The 18,502-nt window shown below is 57.2% G+C and carries 15 protein-coding genes; 12 read left to right on the forward strand and 3 right to left on the reverse strand.

The annotated features are described in order from the left end of the window. The first annotated feature begins 19 nt into the window (after positions 1-19). The gene (gene leuB / locus CYA_RS08480; protein ID WP_011430627.1) at positions 20-1,165 is read left to right on the forward strand and encodes a 3-isopropylmalate dehydrogenase; all 1,146 of its coding nucleotides are present in this window, start codon (positions 20-22) and stop codon (positions 1,163-1,165) included. 115 nt (positions 1,166-1,280) lie between these two features. On the opposite strand, the gene ntcA is transcribed toward leuB, so the two are convergent. Beyond that, positions 1,281-1,955, reverse strand: a complete 675-nt coding sequence (gene ntcA / locus CYA_RS08485) for a global nitrogen regulator NtcA (protein ID WP_011430628.1) — start codon at positions 1,953-1,955, stop codon at positions 1,281-1,283. 266 nt (positions 1,956-2,221) lie between these two features. Between ntcA and CYA_RS08490 the strand changes: the two genes are divergently transcribed. Continuing rightward, positions 2,222-4,021, forward strand: coding sequence for a M61 family metallopeptidase (locus CYA_RS08490; RefSeq protein WP_011430629.1), 1,800 nt, complete (start codon positions 2,222-2,224; stop codon positions 4,019-4,021). An 81-nt stretch (positions 4,022-4,102) separates the two neighbouring features. Then, entirely contained in the window at positions 4,103-5,227 is a 1,125-nt protein-coding gene (locus CYA_RS08495) for a hypothetical protein (RefSeq protein WP_011430630.1), read from the forward strand. A gap of 7 nt (positions 5,228-5,234) precedes the next feature. Here CYA_RS08495 and CYA_RS08500 read toward each other — a convergent pair whose 3' ends face one another. After that, positions 5,235-6,122, reverse strand: coding sequence for a hypothetical protein (locus CYA_RS08500; RefSeq protein ID WP_011430631.1), 888 nt, complete (start codon positions 6,120-6,122; stop codon positions 5,235-5,237). Positions 6,123-6,451: 329 nt separating this feature from the next. On the opposite strand from CYA_RS08500, the gene upp reads away from it, so the two are divergent. The 4 genes from upp to CYA_RS13805 all read left to right on the forward strand — a co-directional run bounded on the left by upp (position 6,452) and on the right by CYA_RS13805 (position 10,191). Continuing rightward, positions 6,452-7,135, forward strand: a complete 684-nt coding sequence (gene upp / locus CYA_RS08505; RefSeq protein WP_049749761.1) for a uracil phosphoribosyltransferase — start codon at positions 6,452-6,454, stop codon at positions 7,133-7,135. A 306-nt stretch (positions 7,136-7,441) separates the two neighbouring features. Further along, complete coding sequence (locus CYA_RS08510) at positions 7,442-8,350, forward strand: HAD hydrolase family protein (RefSeq protein ID WP_011430633.1); 909 nt, start codon at positions 7,442-7,444, stop codon at positions 8,348-8,350. Next, entirely contained in the window at positions 8,343-9,044 is a 702-nt protein-coding gene (locus CYA_RS08515; protein ID WP_228375243.1) for a tetratricopeptide repeat protein, read from the forward strand. The genes CYA_RS08510 and CYA_RS08515 overlap by 8 nt, the downstream gene beginning before the upstream one ends. 193 nt (positions 9,045-9,237) lie before the next feature. Further along, positions 9,238-10,191, forward strand: a complete 954-nt coding sequence (locus tag CYA_RS13805; RefSeq protein ID WP_011430635.1) for a J domain-containing protein — start codon at positions 9,238-9,240, stop codon at positions 10,189-10,191. A gap of 9 nt (positions 10,192-10,200) precedes the next feature. Here CYA_RS13805 and CYA_RS08525 read toward each other — a convergent pair whose 3' ends face one another. Further along, positions 10,201-11,346, reverse strand: a complete 1,146-nt coding sequence (locus CYA_RS08525) for a hypothetical protein (protein WP_041438410.1) — start codon at positions 11,344-11,346, stop codon at positions 10,201-10,203. 251 nt (positions 11,347-11,597) lie between these two features. Here CYA_RS08525 and CYA_RS08530 point away from each other — a divergent pair, with 251 nt between their 5' ends. The 5 genes from CYA_RS08530 (at position 11,598) to ruvB (ending at position 18,303) form a co-directional block, all read left to right on the forward strand. Further along, positions 11,598-11,885: a DUF2103 domain-containing protein gene (locus tag CYA_RS08530; protein WP_011430637.1), complete on the forward strand. Its 288-nt coding sequence runs from the start codon at positions 11,598-11,600 to the stop codon at positions 11,883-11,885. Positions 11,886-11,927: 42 nt separating this feature from the next. Next, positions 11,928-13,298: a TIGR03279 family radical SAM protein gene (locus CYA_RS08535; RefSeq protein WP_011430638.1), complete on the forward strand. Its 1,371-nt coding sequence runs from the start codon at positions 11,928-11,930 to the stop codon at positions 13,296-13,298. A gap of 4 nt (positions 13,299-13,302) precedes the next feature. Then, on the forward strand, positions 13,303-15,858 hold the full coding sequence (locus CYA_RS08540) for a UPF0182 family membrane protein (RefSeq protein WP_011430639.1): 2,556 nt from the start codon (positions 13,303-13,305) through the stop codon (positions 15,856-15,858). Positions 15,859-15,962: 104 nt separating this feature from the next. Beyond that, the gene (gene psbA, locus CYA_RS08545) at positions 15,963-17,027 is read left to right on the forward strand and encodes a photosystem II q(b) protein (RefSeq protein ID WP_011430640.1); all 1,065 of its coding nucleotides are present in this window, start codon (positions 15,963-15,965) and stop codon (positions 17,025-17,027) included. Between the two features lie 139 nt (positions 17,028-17,166). Beyond that, positions 17,167-18,303: a Holliday junction branch migration DNA helicase RuvB gene (gene ruvB / locus CYA_RS08550; protein ID WP_011430641.1), complete on the forward strand. Its 1,137-nt coding sequence runs from the start codon at positions 17,167-17,169 to the stop codon at positions 18,301-18,303. The last annotated feature ends 199 nt before the right edge of the window (positions 18,304-18,502 follow it).

Genomic DNA, 18,502 nt, shown 5'->3' on the forward strand with positions numbered 1-18,502 from the left:
TCTTTTGCTGTGACCGCCCATGAGCGTTCCTTCCTCTGCTGTCCGAACCTATCGGATTACAGCCCTGGCCGGAGATGGGATCGGTCCTGAAATCATGCAGGTGGGGCGGGCGGTTTTGGATGCGGTTGCCGCTCAGGTGGGGTTTTCCCTCCAGTGGCAGGAGGGCTTGATTGGCGGGGCCGCCTACGAAGCCACGGGGGATCCCTTGCCGCCAGAGACCTTGAAAATGGCCCAGGAGAGCGATGCTGTTTACTTGGCGGCAGTTGGCGACTTTAAGTACGACACCCTGCCGCGGGAGAAGCGCCCTGAGCGGGCTTTGTTGGGCTTGCGGGCGGGCCTGGGGCTGTTTGCCAACTTGCGCCCGGTGAAGATCTTTCCGCAACTGGTGCAGGCCTCTTCCCTCAAGCCGGAGGTGGTTGCCGGGATCGACCTGGTGGTGGTGCGGGAGCTCACCGGCGGCATCTACTTCGGCCAACCCAAAGGGATCTTCACAGATGCCAAGGGATCCCGGCGGGGTGTGAACACCATGGCCTACAGCGAGGCGGAGGTGGATCGCATTGCCCGTGTGGCTTTTGAACTGGCCCGCAAACGCCGGCGCAAGCTCTGCTCGGTGGATAAAGCCAATGTCCTGGAAGTGTCACAACTGTGGCGGGAGCGGGTTACCGCCATTGCGGCTGAGTACCCCGACGTGGAGCTGTCCCACCTGTACGTCGATAATGCTGCCATGCAGTTGGTGCGCTGGCCCAAGCAGTTTGACGTCATTCTCACGGAGAACCTCTTCGGGGATATCCTCTCCGACGAGGCGGCGATGCTGACCGGGTCCATCGGCATGTTGCCCTCTGCCTCTTTGGGATCCTCTGGCCCTGGGGTGTACGAACCCGTACACGGGTCAGCCCCGGATATTGCCGGACAAGACAAGGCCAACCCCATTGCCCAGGTGCTCTCCGGGGCAATGCTGCTGCGCTACTCCTTGGATCAGCCCCAGGCTGCCGACCGCATCGAACAGGCCGTCGAGGCGGTTTTGGCCCAGGGCTACCGCACTGCCGACATCTACTCTGAGGGGATGACCCTCGTCGGCTGTCGGGAAATGGGGGAAAAGATCTTGGCTGCTCTGGCCCAGCAGCAAGCCTCCCCCCAAGGATCGCTCTCAGCCCCTGGTGGTTGAGGGGAGGTTCCCTCGTCGCTGCCCTGCCCTGGTGGCACGGCTACTCCTCTCCCAGAGGGAGGGATTGTCCCGACTGGTAAATTCCTGGAAACGGCCCTAGGGGCAGCTTCTCCCCCTAGGCAAAGCGATGGCCAAGCTGCATTGGGTCGTGGACGGTGATCTTTTTCTTGTGGATGGAAATGTAGTTCTTCTTGCGCAGCTCCCCCAACAGACGAGTGATGGTGACGCGAGTGGAGCCGATCGCTTCCGCAATGGCCTGGTGGGATAGCTTGAGATCGATGGTGACTCCATTGGGGCCGGGCACCCCGAAGTCGCGGCAGAGGATCAGTAGAAAGCTGACCAGACGGGATCCCATGTCGCGGTGGGCCAGCGTCTCGATCATCATCTCCGTCTGCAAGATGCGGGAAGACAGGCTCTTGAGGAGCAACATGGAGAGCTCAGCGTTCTCCCGCAAGGATTTTTCCACCTGTTCGATGGGCAGAGAGAGCAGCTCGACGCGGGTAAAGGCCACCGCGTGATAGAAGCGGTCGGAGCGCTGCCCCGTGATGAAGGAGAGCACCCCAAAGATGCTGTTTTCCCGCAGGAGAGCGACGGTAATTTCTTCCCCCATTTCGTAGACCCGCGAGAGCTTGACAGCTCCTTTCACCAAAAAGTAAACCCGCTCCGCCGGATCCCCAGGAAAGAAGATGGTCTTACCGCGCTCAAACGTTTCGATAACCGGAGGATGGTGAGGCCCTCCCAACTGTTTGAAGGCTGCAACCAGAGATTTTTCTGCAATGGCCACTGCCATATTCTTCAACCTTTTAAGGTCAGTTTATCCCTTAGAATCAACCCAACAAGATCAGCCAGGAGTGCCGGGGTTGAGCTGCCCGCTATTGACCCAAGCCACCCTTGACTCAAAAATGACCTCGGCGGCAAGATTATCCTAAGCTAAAAGACTCTGCTTGGATATCTTTGTAGCAGGAGCTACATCTTTGAAGTCTTGTCTCCTGTCCAAGATATGCCTCTAGCGCACTGTTTTGGGACGGTGCAGGCGGGAGGTGCGAGGAAAGTTATATGGGGATCGCGCAGGGTGGGGTTGCCGCCCCTTCTCAGCTAAGCCGTCAGCATTTCACGGTGCGGATGCCGGAGCCGGCCAATCACCTTTTGGAGGTGGAACTACAGATCCAAGAGGTGGATCCAGAAGTACCTCTGCAACTGCGGCTGCCGGTGTGGACGCCGGGATCCTACCTGGTGCGGGAATATGCCCGCCATGTGCAAGAGTTTCAGGCAGCAACGGAGCAAGGGATCCCTTTGGCCTGGCGGAAGGTAGATAAGCACACTTGGGAGATCGAGCCGCCCCGCTGTTCGGCTGTCGCGATCCGCTATCGGGTCTACGCCTACGAGCTGACGGTGCGCACCAACCATTTGGATCTCACCCACGCCTACTTCAACGGGGCGGCGCTCTTTCTCTACGTGCCCGGTCGCGAGCGGGAGCCCTACACCTTGACGATAATCCCTCCCAAACCCGACTGGCACGTCGCCATCAGTTTGCGACCTTTGAGGTCTTCTTCTGAGGATGCTGCTTCCGGCCAGTCTTTTGTGGCGGCAGACTACGACGAGCTGGTGGATAGCCCGGTGGAGGTGGGCCTGCACCAGTTGCGGTCGTTTGCGGTGGAAGGGATCCCTCACTACTTCGTGGTCTGGGGAGCGGGCACCCTAAATTTGGAGCAAGCGGTGGCCGATGCCGAGAAAATTGTCCGGGCCACGGCGGCGTTTTTTGGCGAGCTGCCCTACGACCGCTACTGGTTTATTGTGCATTTGTCAGCCGGGGGATTTGGCGGCCTGGAGCACAAGTACAGTGCCACCCTCAATTATTCTGGACTGGAGCTGCATCAGCCTCAGTCCTACCGTCGCTTTTTGGCGCTGCTGGCCCATGAGCTTTTCCATGCTTGGAACGTCAAGCGGCTGCGCCCTCTAGCTTTGGAGAAAATTGACTACAACCAAGAAAACTATGTGGACTGCCTCTGGTTCTGCGAAGGGGCAACCAGCTACTACGAAAATGTTATCTTGCTGCGAGCAGGGATCCTCAGTGCCAAAGAGTTTCTGCAGATCCTATCTGAGCAAATTAGCCGGCTACAGCGCACGCCAGGTCGAGCTGTACAGTCACTGCAGGAGGCCAGTTTCGACGCCTGGATCAAGCTCTACCGTCCCCACGAAAATAGCCTCAACAGCCAGGTTTCCTATTACCTAAAGGGCGCTTTGGTCTGCTGGCTGCTAGATCTGCACATTCGCCACCTCTCAGGGGGGCAGGGATCCCTGGACACGGCCCTGCGGGATCTGTGGCAGCGCTTTGGTCGGACAGAGAAAGGCTACAGCAACCAAGACTTGCAAGAGGCGTTTGAGCGGGCAGCCGGCGCCGATCTCAGCCCCTTTTTCGCCGCCTATGTGGACGGCACGGAAGAGCTAGACTACAACGCCTACCTCCACCCCTTTGGCCTCACCCTCAAGGTTCACTTCAGCCGACCCAACCCTCCCCCCTACCTGGGCCTCAACTTCAACGGCGAAGGCAATCGCATCAGCGCCGTCGAGATGGGATCCCCCGCTCAAAAAGCCGGCATCTGGGCTGGCGATGAGTTGGTGGCCTTGGATGGCTTCCGGGTAAGCGCTGCCAACTTGCCAGAACGCTTGGCGGCCTACCAGCCCCACCAGGCCATCTGCCTGAGCGTCTTTCAGGGCGATCAGTTGAAGCACTTCTGGATCCCCTTAGATCCACCTCGCCCGGATGTGTACACCCTCGAAGCCCTGCCTGAGCTCACTCCCGCCCAGAAAGCGCTCCAGCAGGGCTGGCTGGGATCCCTTCTGGCTCAAGAGTAAGCAGGAGGTAGCAATGCTTTAAAATCTTCCTAGCTGTTCACAACTCCTGAGTTAGGTTAAAGAAAATAGGATCAAGGGAAGATGACTCTGCTTTTAGGTCTTCTAATTGGATTGGCTATTGGTTTCTGCCTGGGCGTTTATACCTGTAGGCTCACTCAAAGAGCTGATAGTCAGTTACTGGATGAGATTCTAAGAAAGTTACAAGCTGATCTTGAGGGCTTCAAACTTCATATCTCAGAAAGTCTGTCCGAAAGTTACCAAAACTTCCTTCAGCATTTAGCTGAGTACAGAAGTCAGCTAGTTAAGAACATAAGTAACCAGCAGAATATCCTGAGCAGGCTATTAGAAAGTACAGAAAAAATTTCCCAGAATCTAAGCTCAAGTTCTAGCCTTCAAAAGACGAAGGAAACTAACGAGCGAACTGCTGGCGCGCGACTCAAGAGTTTGCCGCCAGGGACGATTAGCCTTGAACAGGTGAAAATAGGGGTATTTCTGTGGTCTAGGGACATAAGGATGAAGAACCTGATCCCATCTAGTAAAAAAGCCGATGCAGAAGGAGAACTCGATAACAAGCTGAACTGGATATCAAACCTTATGGGTCAGAGGTACTCGCTGATCGAGAAGCTTTACAAAGAAATTAAATCTGGCATTGGAGAAGAAAAGGCCTTAACTCTTTGCTTAAAAGGCAACTCCCCGGAAGTGATAAGTTATAGCTGCCAACTTGCTTCCACTCTACATAAGGTTAATTTCTTAGAGGAATATAACTACTCAAAATCCTCCAAAAACCTGAGGGTAAAGCTAAGCAAGTCTACAGAGGCAATCAAGTTCCTATCTGGAGATTGGCTGGAGAGATATGTCAAACAGCAACTGATCAAGTTTGCTAGAGAGCAGGGACAGAAGATCGATTTTTCCTACATCGCAAATGAGGAAGTTACTTTGCCCGACGGTAGCGACTTTGAGATCGATCTCTTCTTCCACATTAACAACCGATTCTACTGGATAGAGTCGAAGACCGGCAGCTATAGAGACTGTATAGAGAAGTACTCTTGGCTCGCCTCCGAAATGGGTCTCGGCCCAGATCAAGTCTTTCTGGTCTTGGCAGATGTTGATCAAGAGACGAGAAGTAGGATCTACTCCTCCTATAATCTTTCAGCTATTAGTGTCGAGGAGGTTGAGTCTCTGCTGTACAGAATTGTGAGGAGGTAGGCCCAGTCTAAGCTACCACCTTGACAGCCTGCTCCATACACCACCAGGGATCCTCGGCAAAAGCTGGCATGGGCGTGCTGCCCGCCTTGCCCAGAATGGCCAGCCTGACTTCTCTATCCAGACGGGATCCGGAGCCATAGGGATCGTCAGAGGGGGGCTCCAGCCTTTGTCCTAGAGGGGGCATTGCCATAATGCCCGGCTGCATGCCGGTACTGGTGACCCAGATTTTGAAGCGATCCACCGCCGTTTCTGTGTCTTCGGGCAGTTGCATCTGGAGCAGATAGCGAGGGCCAGAGCCAACTAATACGCTTTCGCTGGGGCGCAGGCGGGCAGGAGAGTCCGGCTGGTAGGGATAGACTAAACCGACGCTGCACTGCCGTTCGTCAAAGACTGTTACATAGACGTGCACCGGCGTAAGGGCCCTGTTGCGCAGGGCGATGGCGAGGTTGCGGCCTGCTTGAATTTGCACCTGGCCTTGGGGATCCCGCGGCAAAGGGCTAACTTCAGCAGGGCTAGAGCCACTGGCCGGCGTTTCCAGTTGCAGAAACTCTACTTCCAGAACACTGCTCAGAGCATCGCTGGCAGGTTGCAGGTTGAGGAGGTTGTCGAAGGCGGCCACATGTTCCAGCAGCCGCACCAGCTTGCGGGGCAGAGCCTGTGGCTTTTTTACCGGGATCCGAAAGGCTGCCAGCGCCACCTCTTCCTCCCGTCGGTAGAAGTGGTAGATGGCATCTGGCAGCATCTCTACCCGCAAGTCCGCTGCTTCTGGGTCGGTGTAGGCTAGAAGCGGCGAGGCCGGCAGAGCCGCCAGCAACTCGGCAACAGGCATTTGCGCTTGGCTGGGATCCGCACAGGTGAAGGCCACCCGCAACGGCTGAAACCGGACGGCAGACATGGGCGATCCTCAGAAAAAATCTCGTGATCCAGATCTACCGGATCCGCAGACCCAGCTCCAGCTTTGCCCTGTGCTGTAACGGCAAAGCATGGCAACGCATCCTGAACCAATCGGGCGTTCGCTTCAGCAGCGCGGAGCGCCTACGCTTGGGGAGAGATGCCTCACTGCCGGCATGGTGAATTAGGGACTAGCCACTGGCTAGCTAAGTGCGCTCGTAGAACCCAAAACTAGGAATCCCTACCCTTTAAGGCAGGGGGCAGGTCAACCAATTCTGAAGGGGTACCCATTACCTCGAGGGAAGTGCTTGCTTTCTGCCAAAGCAACCCGCTATGCTACCGCCCAGATTGAGGCATCCTTCTGTGGCAAGTCAGCAGCTTCGAGTCTATGTCCCCTCTCACCCGCTCATTAAGCACTGGTTAGCTGTGGCTCGCGACGTGGAAACCCCCACGCCCTTGTTTCGCAGTGCTCTATCGGAGCTGGGCCGCTGGCTGACCTATGAGGCGATGCGGGATTGGATCCCAACTCAGGCGGTGCAGGTGCAAACTCCTCTGGAACCTGCTGCAGCAGAAGTTATCGCCCCCAACACGCCGCTGGCCATCGTGCCTATTTTGCGGGCTGGGCTGGCCCTGCTGGAAGGCTGTCAGTCCCTCTTGCCCCAGGCACGGATTTTTCATGTGGGCCTGGTGCGGGACGAAAAGACGCTGCAGGTGAGTTGTTACCTCAATCGCCTGCCGGAGCGGATCCCGGAGCAGATGCGCATTCTCATCCCTGAGCCGATGTTGGCTACTGGCGGCACCTTGCTCTGGATCTTGGACGAGCTGAAAAAACGGGGAGCGGATCCCAGCTTAGTGAGAATTGTGAGCGTCTTGGCTGCTCCGCCGGGGCTGCAGCGGCTGGGATCCCATTACCCGATGGTGCAAATTTTCTGCGCCATGATCGACGAGCGGCTAAATGACCGGGGGTTTATCCTGCCCGGGCTGGGGGATGCTGGGGATCGCGCTTTCGGCACCTGATCCCTCAAAGGAATCGCGAGTCAAGAGGCTTGCTCTGCCGCTAGTATCGGCTGGGCACGGCAGCAGAGTGTAACATTTGGCATCAATTGCCCCAATGCCGCTCTGGGTGCTTCACTCCTCCAGAAGGTGGCCAAGAAGGGCACGTTGAATTAAACCTCTTCACTTCTGTCAAGGCTGTTGGATGATGGGAATGCTGGCCGCTTGAGCCCCAAGCCCGCCTCAGGGATCCGGCTTGCGCTCCTCGGGCTAGAGGCCGTTTGATCTGGCTAATTGACTGCTGCCAGCGCCTTTTCCTTTCCTGGGCTTATGCGACTTGTCCTCAGCAGTTTGGATGGCAGCCTCTTAGATCCCCAGTCCAACAGCTATGGCGCTGCCCGACAAGCTTTGGCGGCTTTGGAGCGCCGCTCCATTCCCTTAGTGCTCTACAGCCTGCGTACCCGCACCCAACTGGAACATCTGTGTCGACAACTGCGCCTGGAGCATCCCTTCATCTGCGAGGACGGCTCCGCTATTTACGTTCCCGAACATTACTTTCCCGCAGGCATTTTGGACGAGCGCTGGCAACACCGCCCTCCCTACTACGTGTGTGCCCTGGGATTGCCCTACCCCTGCTTGCGCCACATTTTGCAACAGGTGCGCCAAGATTACCACTTGGATCTCATCGGGTTCGGGGATTGGACAGCCTCGGAGCTAGCTGCCGCCACTGGGATCCCTTTGGAGGAAGCAGAACGGGTGCAAAAGCGGGAATATAGCGAGATTTTCAGCTATTCCGGGGATCCAGCAAGGCTGCGAGAAGCCCTTGCCCAACAAGAGGCCACCCTCACCCAGCACTTGTTACGGCTGCACCAGCTCCACTTCTCCGACCCCTCGCGGTGGTATTTGACCGGCTGGAGGCGGACAACCTTAACCTCAGAGCCCAGTTCCCTACCGGGAGAACAGGCGGTGCGGCTGCTCCTGGATTGCTACCAGCGGCATTTGGGCCCTGTCAGGGCCTTGGGCATCGGCTGCTCCCCCCCAGATTTGGCTTTTTTGCGGTGGGTGGAGCGGAAAGTAGTGCTTCCCAGCCCAATTGCGGATAGCCTCTGGAAGGAGGCCGTTCGCCTCGGCGGGCCAGAGGTTCAGACCCAGTGGCAACTGGCCCGGCTCCCCGGTCCTGAGGGGTGGAACGAAGTGGTGTTGAGGTGGCTGGAGGAAACCGATCATGGGGATGAATAAGCAACAAACCGGTGGACGGACTGCTCCCTTGGGCCTGCGTGTGGTGGGATGCCTGCTGAGTTTGGCGCTAGGACTGCCTGCCTCTGCCCAGCCGCCTATGAATCTGCTCACCGGGGAGCCGACAGTGGCCCAACTCAAGGAAGATGCAGCCCGCTACCTGCAGATGGGCTTTCACACCCTAGCCATCAACGCCTACCGGGCCGCCCTTGAGCTGGAAGACAAAACCAAAGTTCTCCCCAGCGAGCGGGATCCCGACGTGCCTTTTAACCTTGGCCTGATCTACGCCCGCCAGGGCAACCTCCCAGAGGCGCGAGCTGCCTTCCAACGTGCCGTAGAAGTGGATCCCACTAGCTTTAAGGCACGCTACCAATTGGCTCTGGTGGATCTTAAGTTAGGGAACCTGGTAGCGGCCAAGGAGCAGCTTACCCTCTTGGCCCATGCTGCCCGCAGCAATCCCGAAACCTACAGCCACATCCAGTCCCTGCTGGCCCCCCTGGAGTCGGTGCCCTTGCCCAACCAGCAGGCCAGCAACCCGCCTCGCCCTCCAGCCGCTGAGCCAGAAGCAGCCAAGCCTGCGCTCGAGCCCGAAAGGGACAAGACAACCACTCCACGGGCAGCCGCCTCGAAAAAGCAGCCAGAAGAGGAGAAGCCTCTCTCGGCCTTGCAACGGCTACGTCGGCGGGAGTTGGACTAGTCCAAACCGGGCCCAGACAGCTACAGCTTAGGAAGGAGAGCTAACCCCCCCCGAGAGCTACTGGGAGTGGAGCTTTCCCCAGCGCGCTTGACACTTAGGGCATAAAAAAAGGCTGGTATTAAACAGCACTTTTCAAGCTTGCAGGAGCAGCAGTAGAATCCTGCTAGCAAGGCAGCAGAGGCGGGATCCCTTCATGAAAGATTTCTATAGCGAGCTGGAGGTAAAGCCCGACGCGACCTCTGAAGAAATCAAAGAGAGCTACAGGCGGCTTGCCAAAGAGTATCATCCCGATCGGCTTCCTCCCGGCACACCGGAAAAGGCCCGACGGTACATCGAAGAAAAATTTAAGTCCCTTCAAGAAGCCTATTCAGTGCTGAGTGATCCCGTAAAGCGGAAAGCCTACGATTCCCAGAGGCTTTCCCAAACGAAAGGAAACGAACGTGATCTAGGTCTAAAAGCCAAACCAAGCTACAGCACACAAGACGGCAGCACTTGGCCGTTTGACCCTGACAAGATACAGAAAGCTGCCGAGGAGATAGAGCTGCGGAGGCGAAGGATTGAAACCAACTATAACCAGAAAATAGAGCAAGTGAAGTCAGAGGTAAAGAGAAACCTTATTTTAATCGGCATTAAGGAAGAGGATGCCAGAGTTGACTATACCTTCCTTACTAGAGACGAAAACATACAGAGCTGCTTTGTCTTTTTGTTTTTGGGCTTGTTGGCTTTCTTAGGAGGCTGGGGATGGATTGGTGCTATACTCGTACTCATTGCTTTGGTATCCGCTTGGTCGGCATTTTTTGAATCTGGGTATAGTAAAGAGCAAGTGGAAAAAGCCAAAAGTCTCCAAGAAAGGGCAAAGTCAGAAATAGAACTGCGCGAGAAAGAAAAAAGCTCAGAGCTCTCTCAACTGACGCTTTACTGCAGGAGCAGGATCGACTACTTTAAGAGTCTCCCCCTTGAGTCTTTATCCCCTGAGTTTATAAGCGGGCTTAGCGGAGAGGATCAACTCTTCCTGTTGACAGCGATAAAGGAAAGAGCCGACGCTGAAAAGCTAAAGGAGGATCTGAAACTAGCAGCTGGGATCGCTGTCGGTATTGGCATATTAGCCGTCTTGTTTGGTTTGGGCGGCGGATTCTACCCCCATTGATCCTGCTTCCTAAGCCGGCAGGAGCAGTAAAACTTTGGGGCCTGGATCCTCAGACGAGTTTTTTGGCGGCAAAACCAGACTTTGCCACTCTTGGTAGCTGAGGCCAAGCCGAGTCATTTCAGTGATTTCGTATCTGTAGCCTTCCAGTCTCCTGTCCAATTCGATCATGGACTGGGCAGCCGCTATAACCTGATTTGCTCGACTGATGATAGCTTCTCTCCGAGGAGGATCCCAAACTATGCCATCCAAGACTGTCCACCAGCTTGGATCAATCAAACGTGGGGCAATGAGGGCAAGGATAGCATTCTTAGATCTTGTCGGCATACTATCAAAATAGGATTCAATGCTTTGTGCGCTGAAAATATCTGGTCGTATATATTTGTCAAACAGCTTATCCACATCCGATTCACTCTTTACATACTTGAGAATCTCCACGACGCTTGATAGGCTAACTCCTTCTTGGTAAGCCTTGTGAAGATATACTGAAGGTTTCGTGGTCAACAAAAGCTCGACATACTTTCTAATACGAGGTCTTAGAATCTCCTTTGCCTCCGCCAGGCGTTTCAGAGCTATCTCATGCTCCTCCATCTCCAGGTAGCATTCAATCTCTGTAACATAGACTAAAGATAGGATTAAGATGTACTCGCAAGCCAAAATGCCGTCGTTCTTGTTCCAATTGGAATCCCACGCAGCTAGATAATAGTGCTCAGCCTCAAGCAGAGGCTGAATGACCTCGGTTACCAATCGCTTCCTGTTGGTCGAAGAAGACATCTTCAAAGCTATTTCTGCAACGTCGATAGCAGACTTAGCTTTGGCAAGAAGCGATCTATCTATGGATTCTCGAAGACTTTCTACGGATGCTTGAAGACTTTGGATTCGAGAATCGATTTGATTGAGTTTAGAGGTAACGACTGCAAAGTCTACGGCAGACAAACCCAAGTTAGTTAGACCAATAGCAGCATTGAATTTGGTTAAGCCTAAGACAGTGTTTAGTTTACCTCTAGTGTCAATTAGTCTTAGGTTGATCTGCCTCAACTGAATGTTGGCAATAATCCCGTTGACTATGTCCACTGCCGGGATGCAATTGCTAATGCTATCTGCGAGTGTCAAGCCTCCAGTTTCTCTCAGCCAGGCCACCACCCGCTTAGAGGCCACTTCTCGCACCACGCCGCCTACGCCTCGTAGGTTCCATTCTGCAGGCCTTTCAGGATGGCTTCGGGGATCTCGAGGATGACTTGCTCGGCAACCATGAGTCAGGAGCTCCCTGCGTTTGCTGCCGTCAAACTAGCACAGAGAAAACCTTCTGAAAATACTTGTACTTGGAGAGTTCGCCAAGGTTTATTCTCAGTTACAGGGGCAAGAGCCTAGCATAGAGATCTAGCCCTCCTCGCTGTTGCGTTGCCGCCATGTCTGAGCCTGCCGGTCGTCTGGTTTGGAACCACTCCACCCACATTTCCGGGCTGATCCCTGTTCTGGAGCGCCTGACTCGACAACCTGGCATTAAAACCGTAACGCCAGGTGCTCTGTCTTGCAGTCGCGGGCGGATCCCGCAGTTGCAGTTGCGGGTTTCCGTGCCCATTCGAGGGGGCTACAAGTTGGTGGCCCGCAAGGGCAGCAGCGTGCAAGAGGTCTTCGTGGTTACCGACCTCAGCCAGTTGGAGCTGGAAGCAGCGATTCGCCGCTGCTTGGAGTAGATTGGGGTTTTCTTGGCAACGCAGTCCTGCTTTGGGCGCGCCATGTCCCGTGCTAGCCTCAAGCCCGCCCGCATTAGCGCTGTGGTGCCCGGATCCCTGGCGGCAAAGGTGGGCATTCGGCCAGGGGAGGCCCTGGTGAGCATCAACGGCGAGAAGCCCCGCGATCTCATTGACTATCGCTTCTTGTGTGCCGATGAATATCTCTGCCTGGAGATCCTGGACAGCCAAGGGATCCGGCGCATCGTCGAGCTGGAAAAAGACATCGATGAAGATCTGGGGCTGGAGTTTGAGACGGCTTTGTTCGATGGCCTCATCCAATGCACCAACGCCTGCCCCTTTTGCTTCATCGACCAACAGCCCCCTGAAATGCGGGCAACGCTGCACCTTAAAGACGACGACTACCGCCTCAGCTTTCTCTACGGCAGCTACCTCACCCTTACCAACTTGACCGCTGCCGAATGGGATCGCATCGCCCGCCTGCGCCTTTCCCCCCTCTATGTCTCGGTTCATGCCACGGAGCCGGAGCTGCGCAGCCGCCTGCTCAAAAACCCGCGCGCCGGTCTGATCCTGGAGCAGTTGGCCTGGTTTCGCCAACACCGCCTGCAAGTGCATGCCCAGGTGGTGGTCTGCCCGGGCTGGAACGATGGAGAGCACCTCACCCGCACGCTCTTGGATCTGGCCGCTTTTCGCCAACCTGTCGAAGGGATCCCAACCGTCCTCTCGGTGGCGGTGGTACCGGTGGGGCTGACCCGCTTCCGCCCCCCCAATGACGAGCTGATCCCGGTGGATGCCGCCAAGGCGGCGGAGGTGATTGCGCAGGTAGAAGCGCTGCAGGCGCAGTTTCGGCAAGAATTGGGGTCCACCTTTGCCTGGCTGGCCGACGAGTGGTACTTGCTGGCAAATCGAGAATTGCCGCCGGCAGAGCACTATGAAGATTACCCCCAACTGGGGAATGGAGTGGGATCCCTGCGCCTGTTCTTGAGCGAGTTTGAGCAGGTGCGGCTGCCGACTGGGATCCCTTCTCCTCTCAAAGTTCTCTGGGTGGTGGGCAACGCAGTGGAGCGAGCCTTCCAGCCGGTGGTGGAGCGGATGAACAGCATCCCCAGGTTGCAGTTGCATCTTCTGCCCATTGCCAGCCAATTCTGGGGACAAACCCTGACGGTAACCGGACTGTTGACGGGGCAAGACATTCTGGGCGCTTTGAAATCGGTTGAAAACTTGGCAAGTTACGACGGCCTGCTTTTGCCCCAGATCGCCCTCAAGGATGGGGAGCGCTTTTTGGACGATCTCACCTGGCAAGAGTTGCAGGCCCAAGTGGGGATCCCGGTGATGCGGGTGGATGGGGGCCCGGCGGGCTTGCTGCAGGCGGTGCAGCGGCTAGGATCAAGGGCGACCTCGAGCGGGACGCTGTGAGGCTATGCAGCGGCTACAGCGAGGGTTGGTTCTCTTGCTTTGGGCGGGGCTGGGGATCCTGGCCATCACAGCTTTGGCCTCTTTCTATGTCGATCTGGCCTGGTTTGCCGAGCTGAATGCCCTGCCGGTGCTCTGGACGCGGGTGCTGGCTCGCTGGGGGCTGGGCCTGGGCGCCTTTGCCTTTGCCCTGGCGGTGGTGGGATCCAACATCCGCGCCTGCTGGCGGGGGGCAAGCACAGCCGGGGCCTGGGCCATTGCCCTGGGGTTGAGCGGCGGCTTGGCCTGGTCTCTTTCTCAGCACTGGTTCGCGCTGCTGCTCTGGTTGCACCAAGTCCCTGTCGGCGAGTCCGATCCAATCTTCGGTCGCGACCTGGGCTTTTTTCTTTTCGGCCTGCCCTTCTGGGAGACGCTGCAGCAGTGGTGCTTCAACCTAGTGCTGCTCACTTTGATCACGGTGGCGCTTATTTACCTAGTGGAGCTGGGGCTATCGGAGCAGCGGCTGACGCTGGCTCTGTCTTTATTTGCCCAACGGCACCTGCTGATCTTGGGGGGAGCTCTGTTTTTGCTTCGTGCCTGGGGCCATTGGCTGGAGCGCTACGAGCTGCTCTATTCCACCCGCGGCGTCGTCTTTGGCGCCGGCTTTGCCGATGTGCACGCCACTTTGCCAGCTACCACGTTGATGAGCGGGGTGGCTTTCCTGACAGCAGTTGGCTTCTGGGCTTTGGCCCGCCAGGGGATCCGATTCAACCTTCCCTTGTTCAAGTCTTGGTGCCCTGCCTGGGCCAGTTCCCTGCTGGCGCCGGCCCTGCTCTGGGGGGCCTACCTGGGGTTTGGGCTGCTGACCACCCGGCTTTACCCGCAACTGCTGCAAACCCTTTTGGTCACGCCCAACGAGCTGGAGCTGGAGCGCCCCTACATCGAGCACAACATCCGTTTTACTCGCGCCGGCTTTGGCCTGGCCGAGGTGGAGGTCAAGCCCTTCCCAGAAGAGGGATCCCTGACCTGGGAGATCCTGCAGCAAAATCAATCCACCCTGCGCAACGTGCGTCTTTGGGATACAGAACCCCTCTTGGCCACCTATCGCCAACTGCAGGAGATCCGCCCTTACTACCAATTTCCCTATGTGGATGTGGATCGCTACCGCATCGGGGGAGAGCTGCGCCAAGTGATGCATGCAGCGCGCGAGCTGGACTTTGCCCAGGTACCACCGGCTGCCCAAACTTGGGTTAACCGGCGCTTTTTCTACACCCACGGCTATGGCCTCACCCTCAGCCCAGTCAACGTGGTTACTGCTGAGGGGCTGCCGGACTTTTTCCTATCGGATATCCCACCGCGGGTTTCCCCCCGCTATCCAGAGGTGGCGCAGGTGCTGCGGGTGGAGCAGCCGGCCCTCTACTACAGCGAGCTGACCACCACCGACGTGTTCGTGGGGGCCGAGGCGCGTGAGCTGGACTATCCCGCTGCCGATCGCTATGTCTACAGCAGCTACCGCGGCACGGGCGGCGTGCCCATCCCCCACCTCTGGCAACGGCTTCTCTACGCCTGGCACTTCCGGGATCTGCGCATCCTTCTCAGCCGCGAGCTCTCCCCCAGCACCCGCTTCCTCTATCGCCGCCAAATCCGGGAACGGGTGCGCCAGGTGATGCCCTTTTTGCTCTACGACCAGGATCCCTACCTGGTAATTCAAGGGGGCAGGCTCTACTGGTTTTTCGATGCCTACACCACCAGCAGCCGCTACCCCTACTCGGAGCATCTGCCCGGCTTCCCCTTCAACTACATCCGCAACTCTGTCAAGGCGGTGCTGGACGCCTACAACGGCAGCATCGACTGGTACATTGCCGACCCTCGGGATCCCCTCATCCAAGCCTACGCCCGCATCTACCCCACCCTGTTCAAGCCGCTAGAGGCCATGCCGGAGCCGCTGCGGCAGCACATCCGCTACCCCCAAGATCTCTTCCGGGTGCAGGTGCAGCAATTTGCCACTTACCACATGACGGATCCCCGTGTTTTCTACAACCGGGAAGACCAGTGGCAGATCCCCAACCAGTTCCGCAAGCGGCGGCGCCTGCCCATGCAGCCCCAGTACCTCATCCTCACCTTGCCAGAGGATCCCCAAAAGGGATCCCCAAACCAGCCCGAGTTTGTCTTGCTTTCTCCCTTCACCCCCCTCAACAAACAAAACATGGTGGCCTGGATGGCGGCCCGCTGCGATGGGGAAAACTACGGCAAGCTGCTGGTGTACGAGTTTTCCAAGCAGCGCCTCATCTACGGCCCAGAGCAAGTAGAGGCGCGGGTCAACCAGGATCCGGCCATTTCCGAGCAAATCGCCCTCTGGAACGAACACGGGTCGCGGGTGAACCTGGGCACCCTGCTGGTCATCCCCATCGAGACCTCGCTTCTCTACATCCAGCCCCTCTACCTGGAGGCAGAACAGGGCCGCCTGCCCCAGCTCACCCGGGTCATCGCTGCCTACGAAGACCGGGTGGTGATGGAGCCCACCCTCAGCCAGGCTCTGGAAGCCCTCTTCTCCCCCACCGGCAGCCGCCGCTCCAACCGCTGAGGCCGGGATCCCTTCTCAGATTTCTAAGGGTAGTTGACAGAACTTAACGGATGATTTAAGGTTAGGTTGTCAATCTTCGCGCTTCCTCAGGGAAGTTTGCCATCATGACCACTGTTATCCAACGTCGCTCAACCAGCAACGTGTGGGAGCAGTTTTGCGAGTGGGTCACCTCCACCGACAACCGCCTCTACATCGGTTGGTTCGGGGTGCTGATGATCCCCACCCTGCTGACTGCCACCACCTGCTTCATCATTGCCTTCATTGGTGCTCCCCCGGTGGACATCGACGGGATTCGCGAGCCAGTTTCGGGTTCGTTGCTGTATGGCAACAACATCATCACCGGCGCGGTGGTGCCTTCTTCGGCTGCGATTGGCCTGCACTTTTACCCGATTTGGGAAGCCGCTTCTTTGGACGAGTGGCTGTACAACGGCGGCCCCTACCAGCTGATTGTGCTGCACTTTTTGATTGGGGTGTTCTGCTACATGGGCCGGGAGTGGGAGCTGAGCTACCGCTTGGGGATGCGTCCCTGGATTGCGGTGGCTTACTCGGCGCCGGTGGCGGCGGCGACGGCCGTGTTTTTGATTTACCCGATTGGGCAAGGCTCGTTTTCGGACGGGATGCCGCTGGGGATTTCGGGGACGTTCAACTTCATGTTGGTGTTCCAAGCGGAGCACAACATTTTGATGCACCCGTTCCACCAGCTGGGCGTGGCCGGCGTGTTTGGGGGTGCGCTGTTTAGTGCGATGCACGGGTCGTTGGTGACCTCGAGCCTGATTCGTGAGACTTCGGAGGAGGAGTCGCAGAACTTGGGTTACAAGTTTGGGCAAGAGGAAGAGACCTACAACATCGTGGCGGCGCACGGGTATTTTGGCCGGTTGATTTTCCAATATGCGTCGTTCAACAACAGCCGGAGCCTGCACTTTTTCCTGGCGGCGTGGCCGGTGATTGGGATTTGGTTTACGGCGCTGGGGATCAGCATCATGGCGTTCAACCTGAACGGGTTCAACTTCAACCAGTCGATTGTGGACAGCAACGGTCGCGTGGTTGGGACGTGGGCGGATGTGCTCAACCGTGCCAACCTGGGGATGGAAGTGATGCACGAGCGGAATGCGCACAACTTCCCGCTGGACCTGGCGGCGGTGGAGGTAGCGCCTGCGGTGCGTGGCTGATGGCCTGACCTGACGCTTCAACAGCATTGGTGGATCCCCCGGCTTGGTCTGGGGGATTTTTTGTTCTCTTTGCTGGGGTGATCTTTCCCAGAGCTTTTCCAGAGTTAAATTGGGGCCATTGCCTCTGTGACTTAGGGATATGGCAATCATTTCTTCTCGGGATACAGGCCAGAACGCTGAGGGCCCCAAGCGGCGGCAGCAAAAGTCTTCAGCCTGGAGAAAAGAAGGCAGAGAGTTGAGCTTTGCTGGGGAAAGGGGAGCGGATCCCTCTGCCCTGTTGCAGCCGCAAGCCCACCCTGGCGAAGCCCAGGAAGAATCCCTGCGCCCGCGCACCCTAGCGGAATATATTGGCCAGACGGAACTTAAAGAAGTGCTCTCCATTGCCATTGCGGCGGCCCGCGCTCGCCAAGAGCCTCTGGATCACCTGCTGTTCTACGGCCCGCCTGGTCTAGGCAAAACCACGGTGGCAGCAGTGCTGGCGGCAGAAATGGGATCCCAGTTCTACATGACCACCGCGCCGGCTTTGGAGAGCCCCCGCGACATTGCCGGGTATTTGGTGCGCTTGAAGCGGGGGGATGTGTTGTTTATTGACGAGATCCACCGCCTGCCCAAGGTTACAGAAGAATTGCTCTATCCGGCGATGGAGGATTTTCGTCTTGATATCACCATTGGCAAAGGTCGCTCTGCTCGCATCACCTCTCTGCCCTTGGAACGCTTTACCCTCATCGGGGCCACAACCCGCATTGGCGCCCTCACTTCTCCGCTGCGGGATCGCTTTGGCCACGTGCAACGGCTGCGCTTTTACGAGCCTCACGAGCTGGTGCAGATCGTGCTGCGCACAGCTCGCCTCTTAAATGTCTCCACCGATCCAGAAGGGGCTGCAGAGATCGCCCGCCGTTCTCGGGGCACGCCCCGCATTGCCAACCGCCTGTTCAAGCGGGTGCGAGATTACGCCCAGGTGCGAGGGGATGGCCACATTAGCCAAGAAGTGGCAGCAGCCGCTCTGGAGCTGTTCCAGGTGGATCCCATGGGTTTGGATTGGATCGATCGCAAGCTGCTGACGGTGCTGGTGGAGCAGTTCGGTGGAGGGCCAGTGGGCTTGGAGACGATGGCCGCGGTGACGGGTGAGGATCCCCAGACAATTGAGGAGGTGTACGAGCCCTACCTGCTGCAGATTGGCTACCTGCAGCGCACGCCCCGGGGTCGAGTGGTTACCCCTGCTGCGCTACGGCATCTGGGCTATGAAGCCCAGTCTCCTCTGCCTTTGTGGAGCTAATTTGTTTTTTCCCTCTCCCACAAAAGGAGAGAAGGGGTTGAGAGCATGCCTCTAACCCCCAAAACCCTGAACTTTGCTGAATTTACTGAGCTTTAGGCGGTTTGGCAAAAGTCATTGAGAGGGATATAGTAGACCAAGTTTCCCCCTGATCCTTGAGTCCACCGCAACGGTTGCCGGGAAGTGAAGGGGGAAAGCGCTC

This window comes from Synechococcus sp. JA-3-3Ab, assembly GCF_000013205.1.
GTDB lineage: Bacteria > Cyanobacteriota > Cyanobacteriia > Thermostichales > Thermostichaceae > Thermostichus.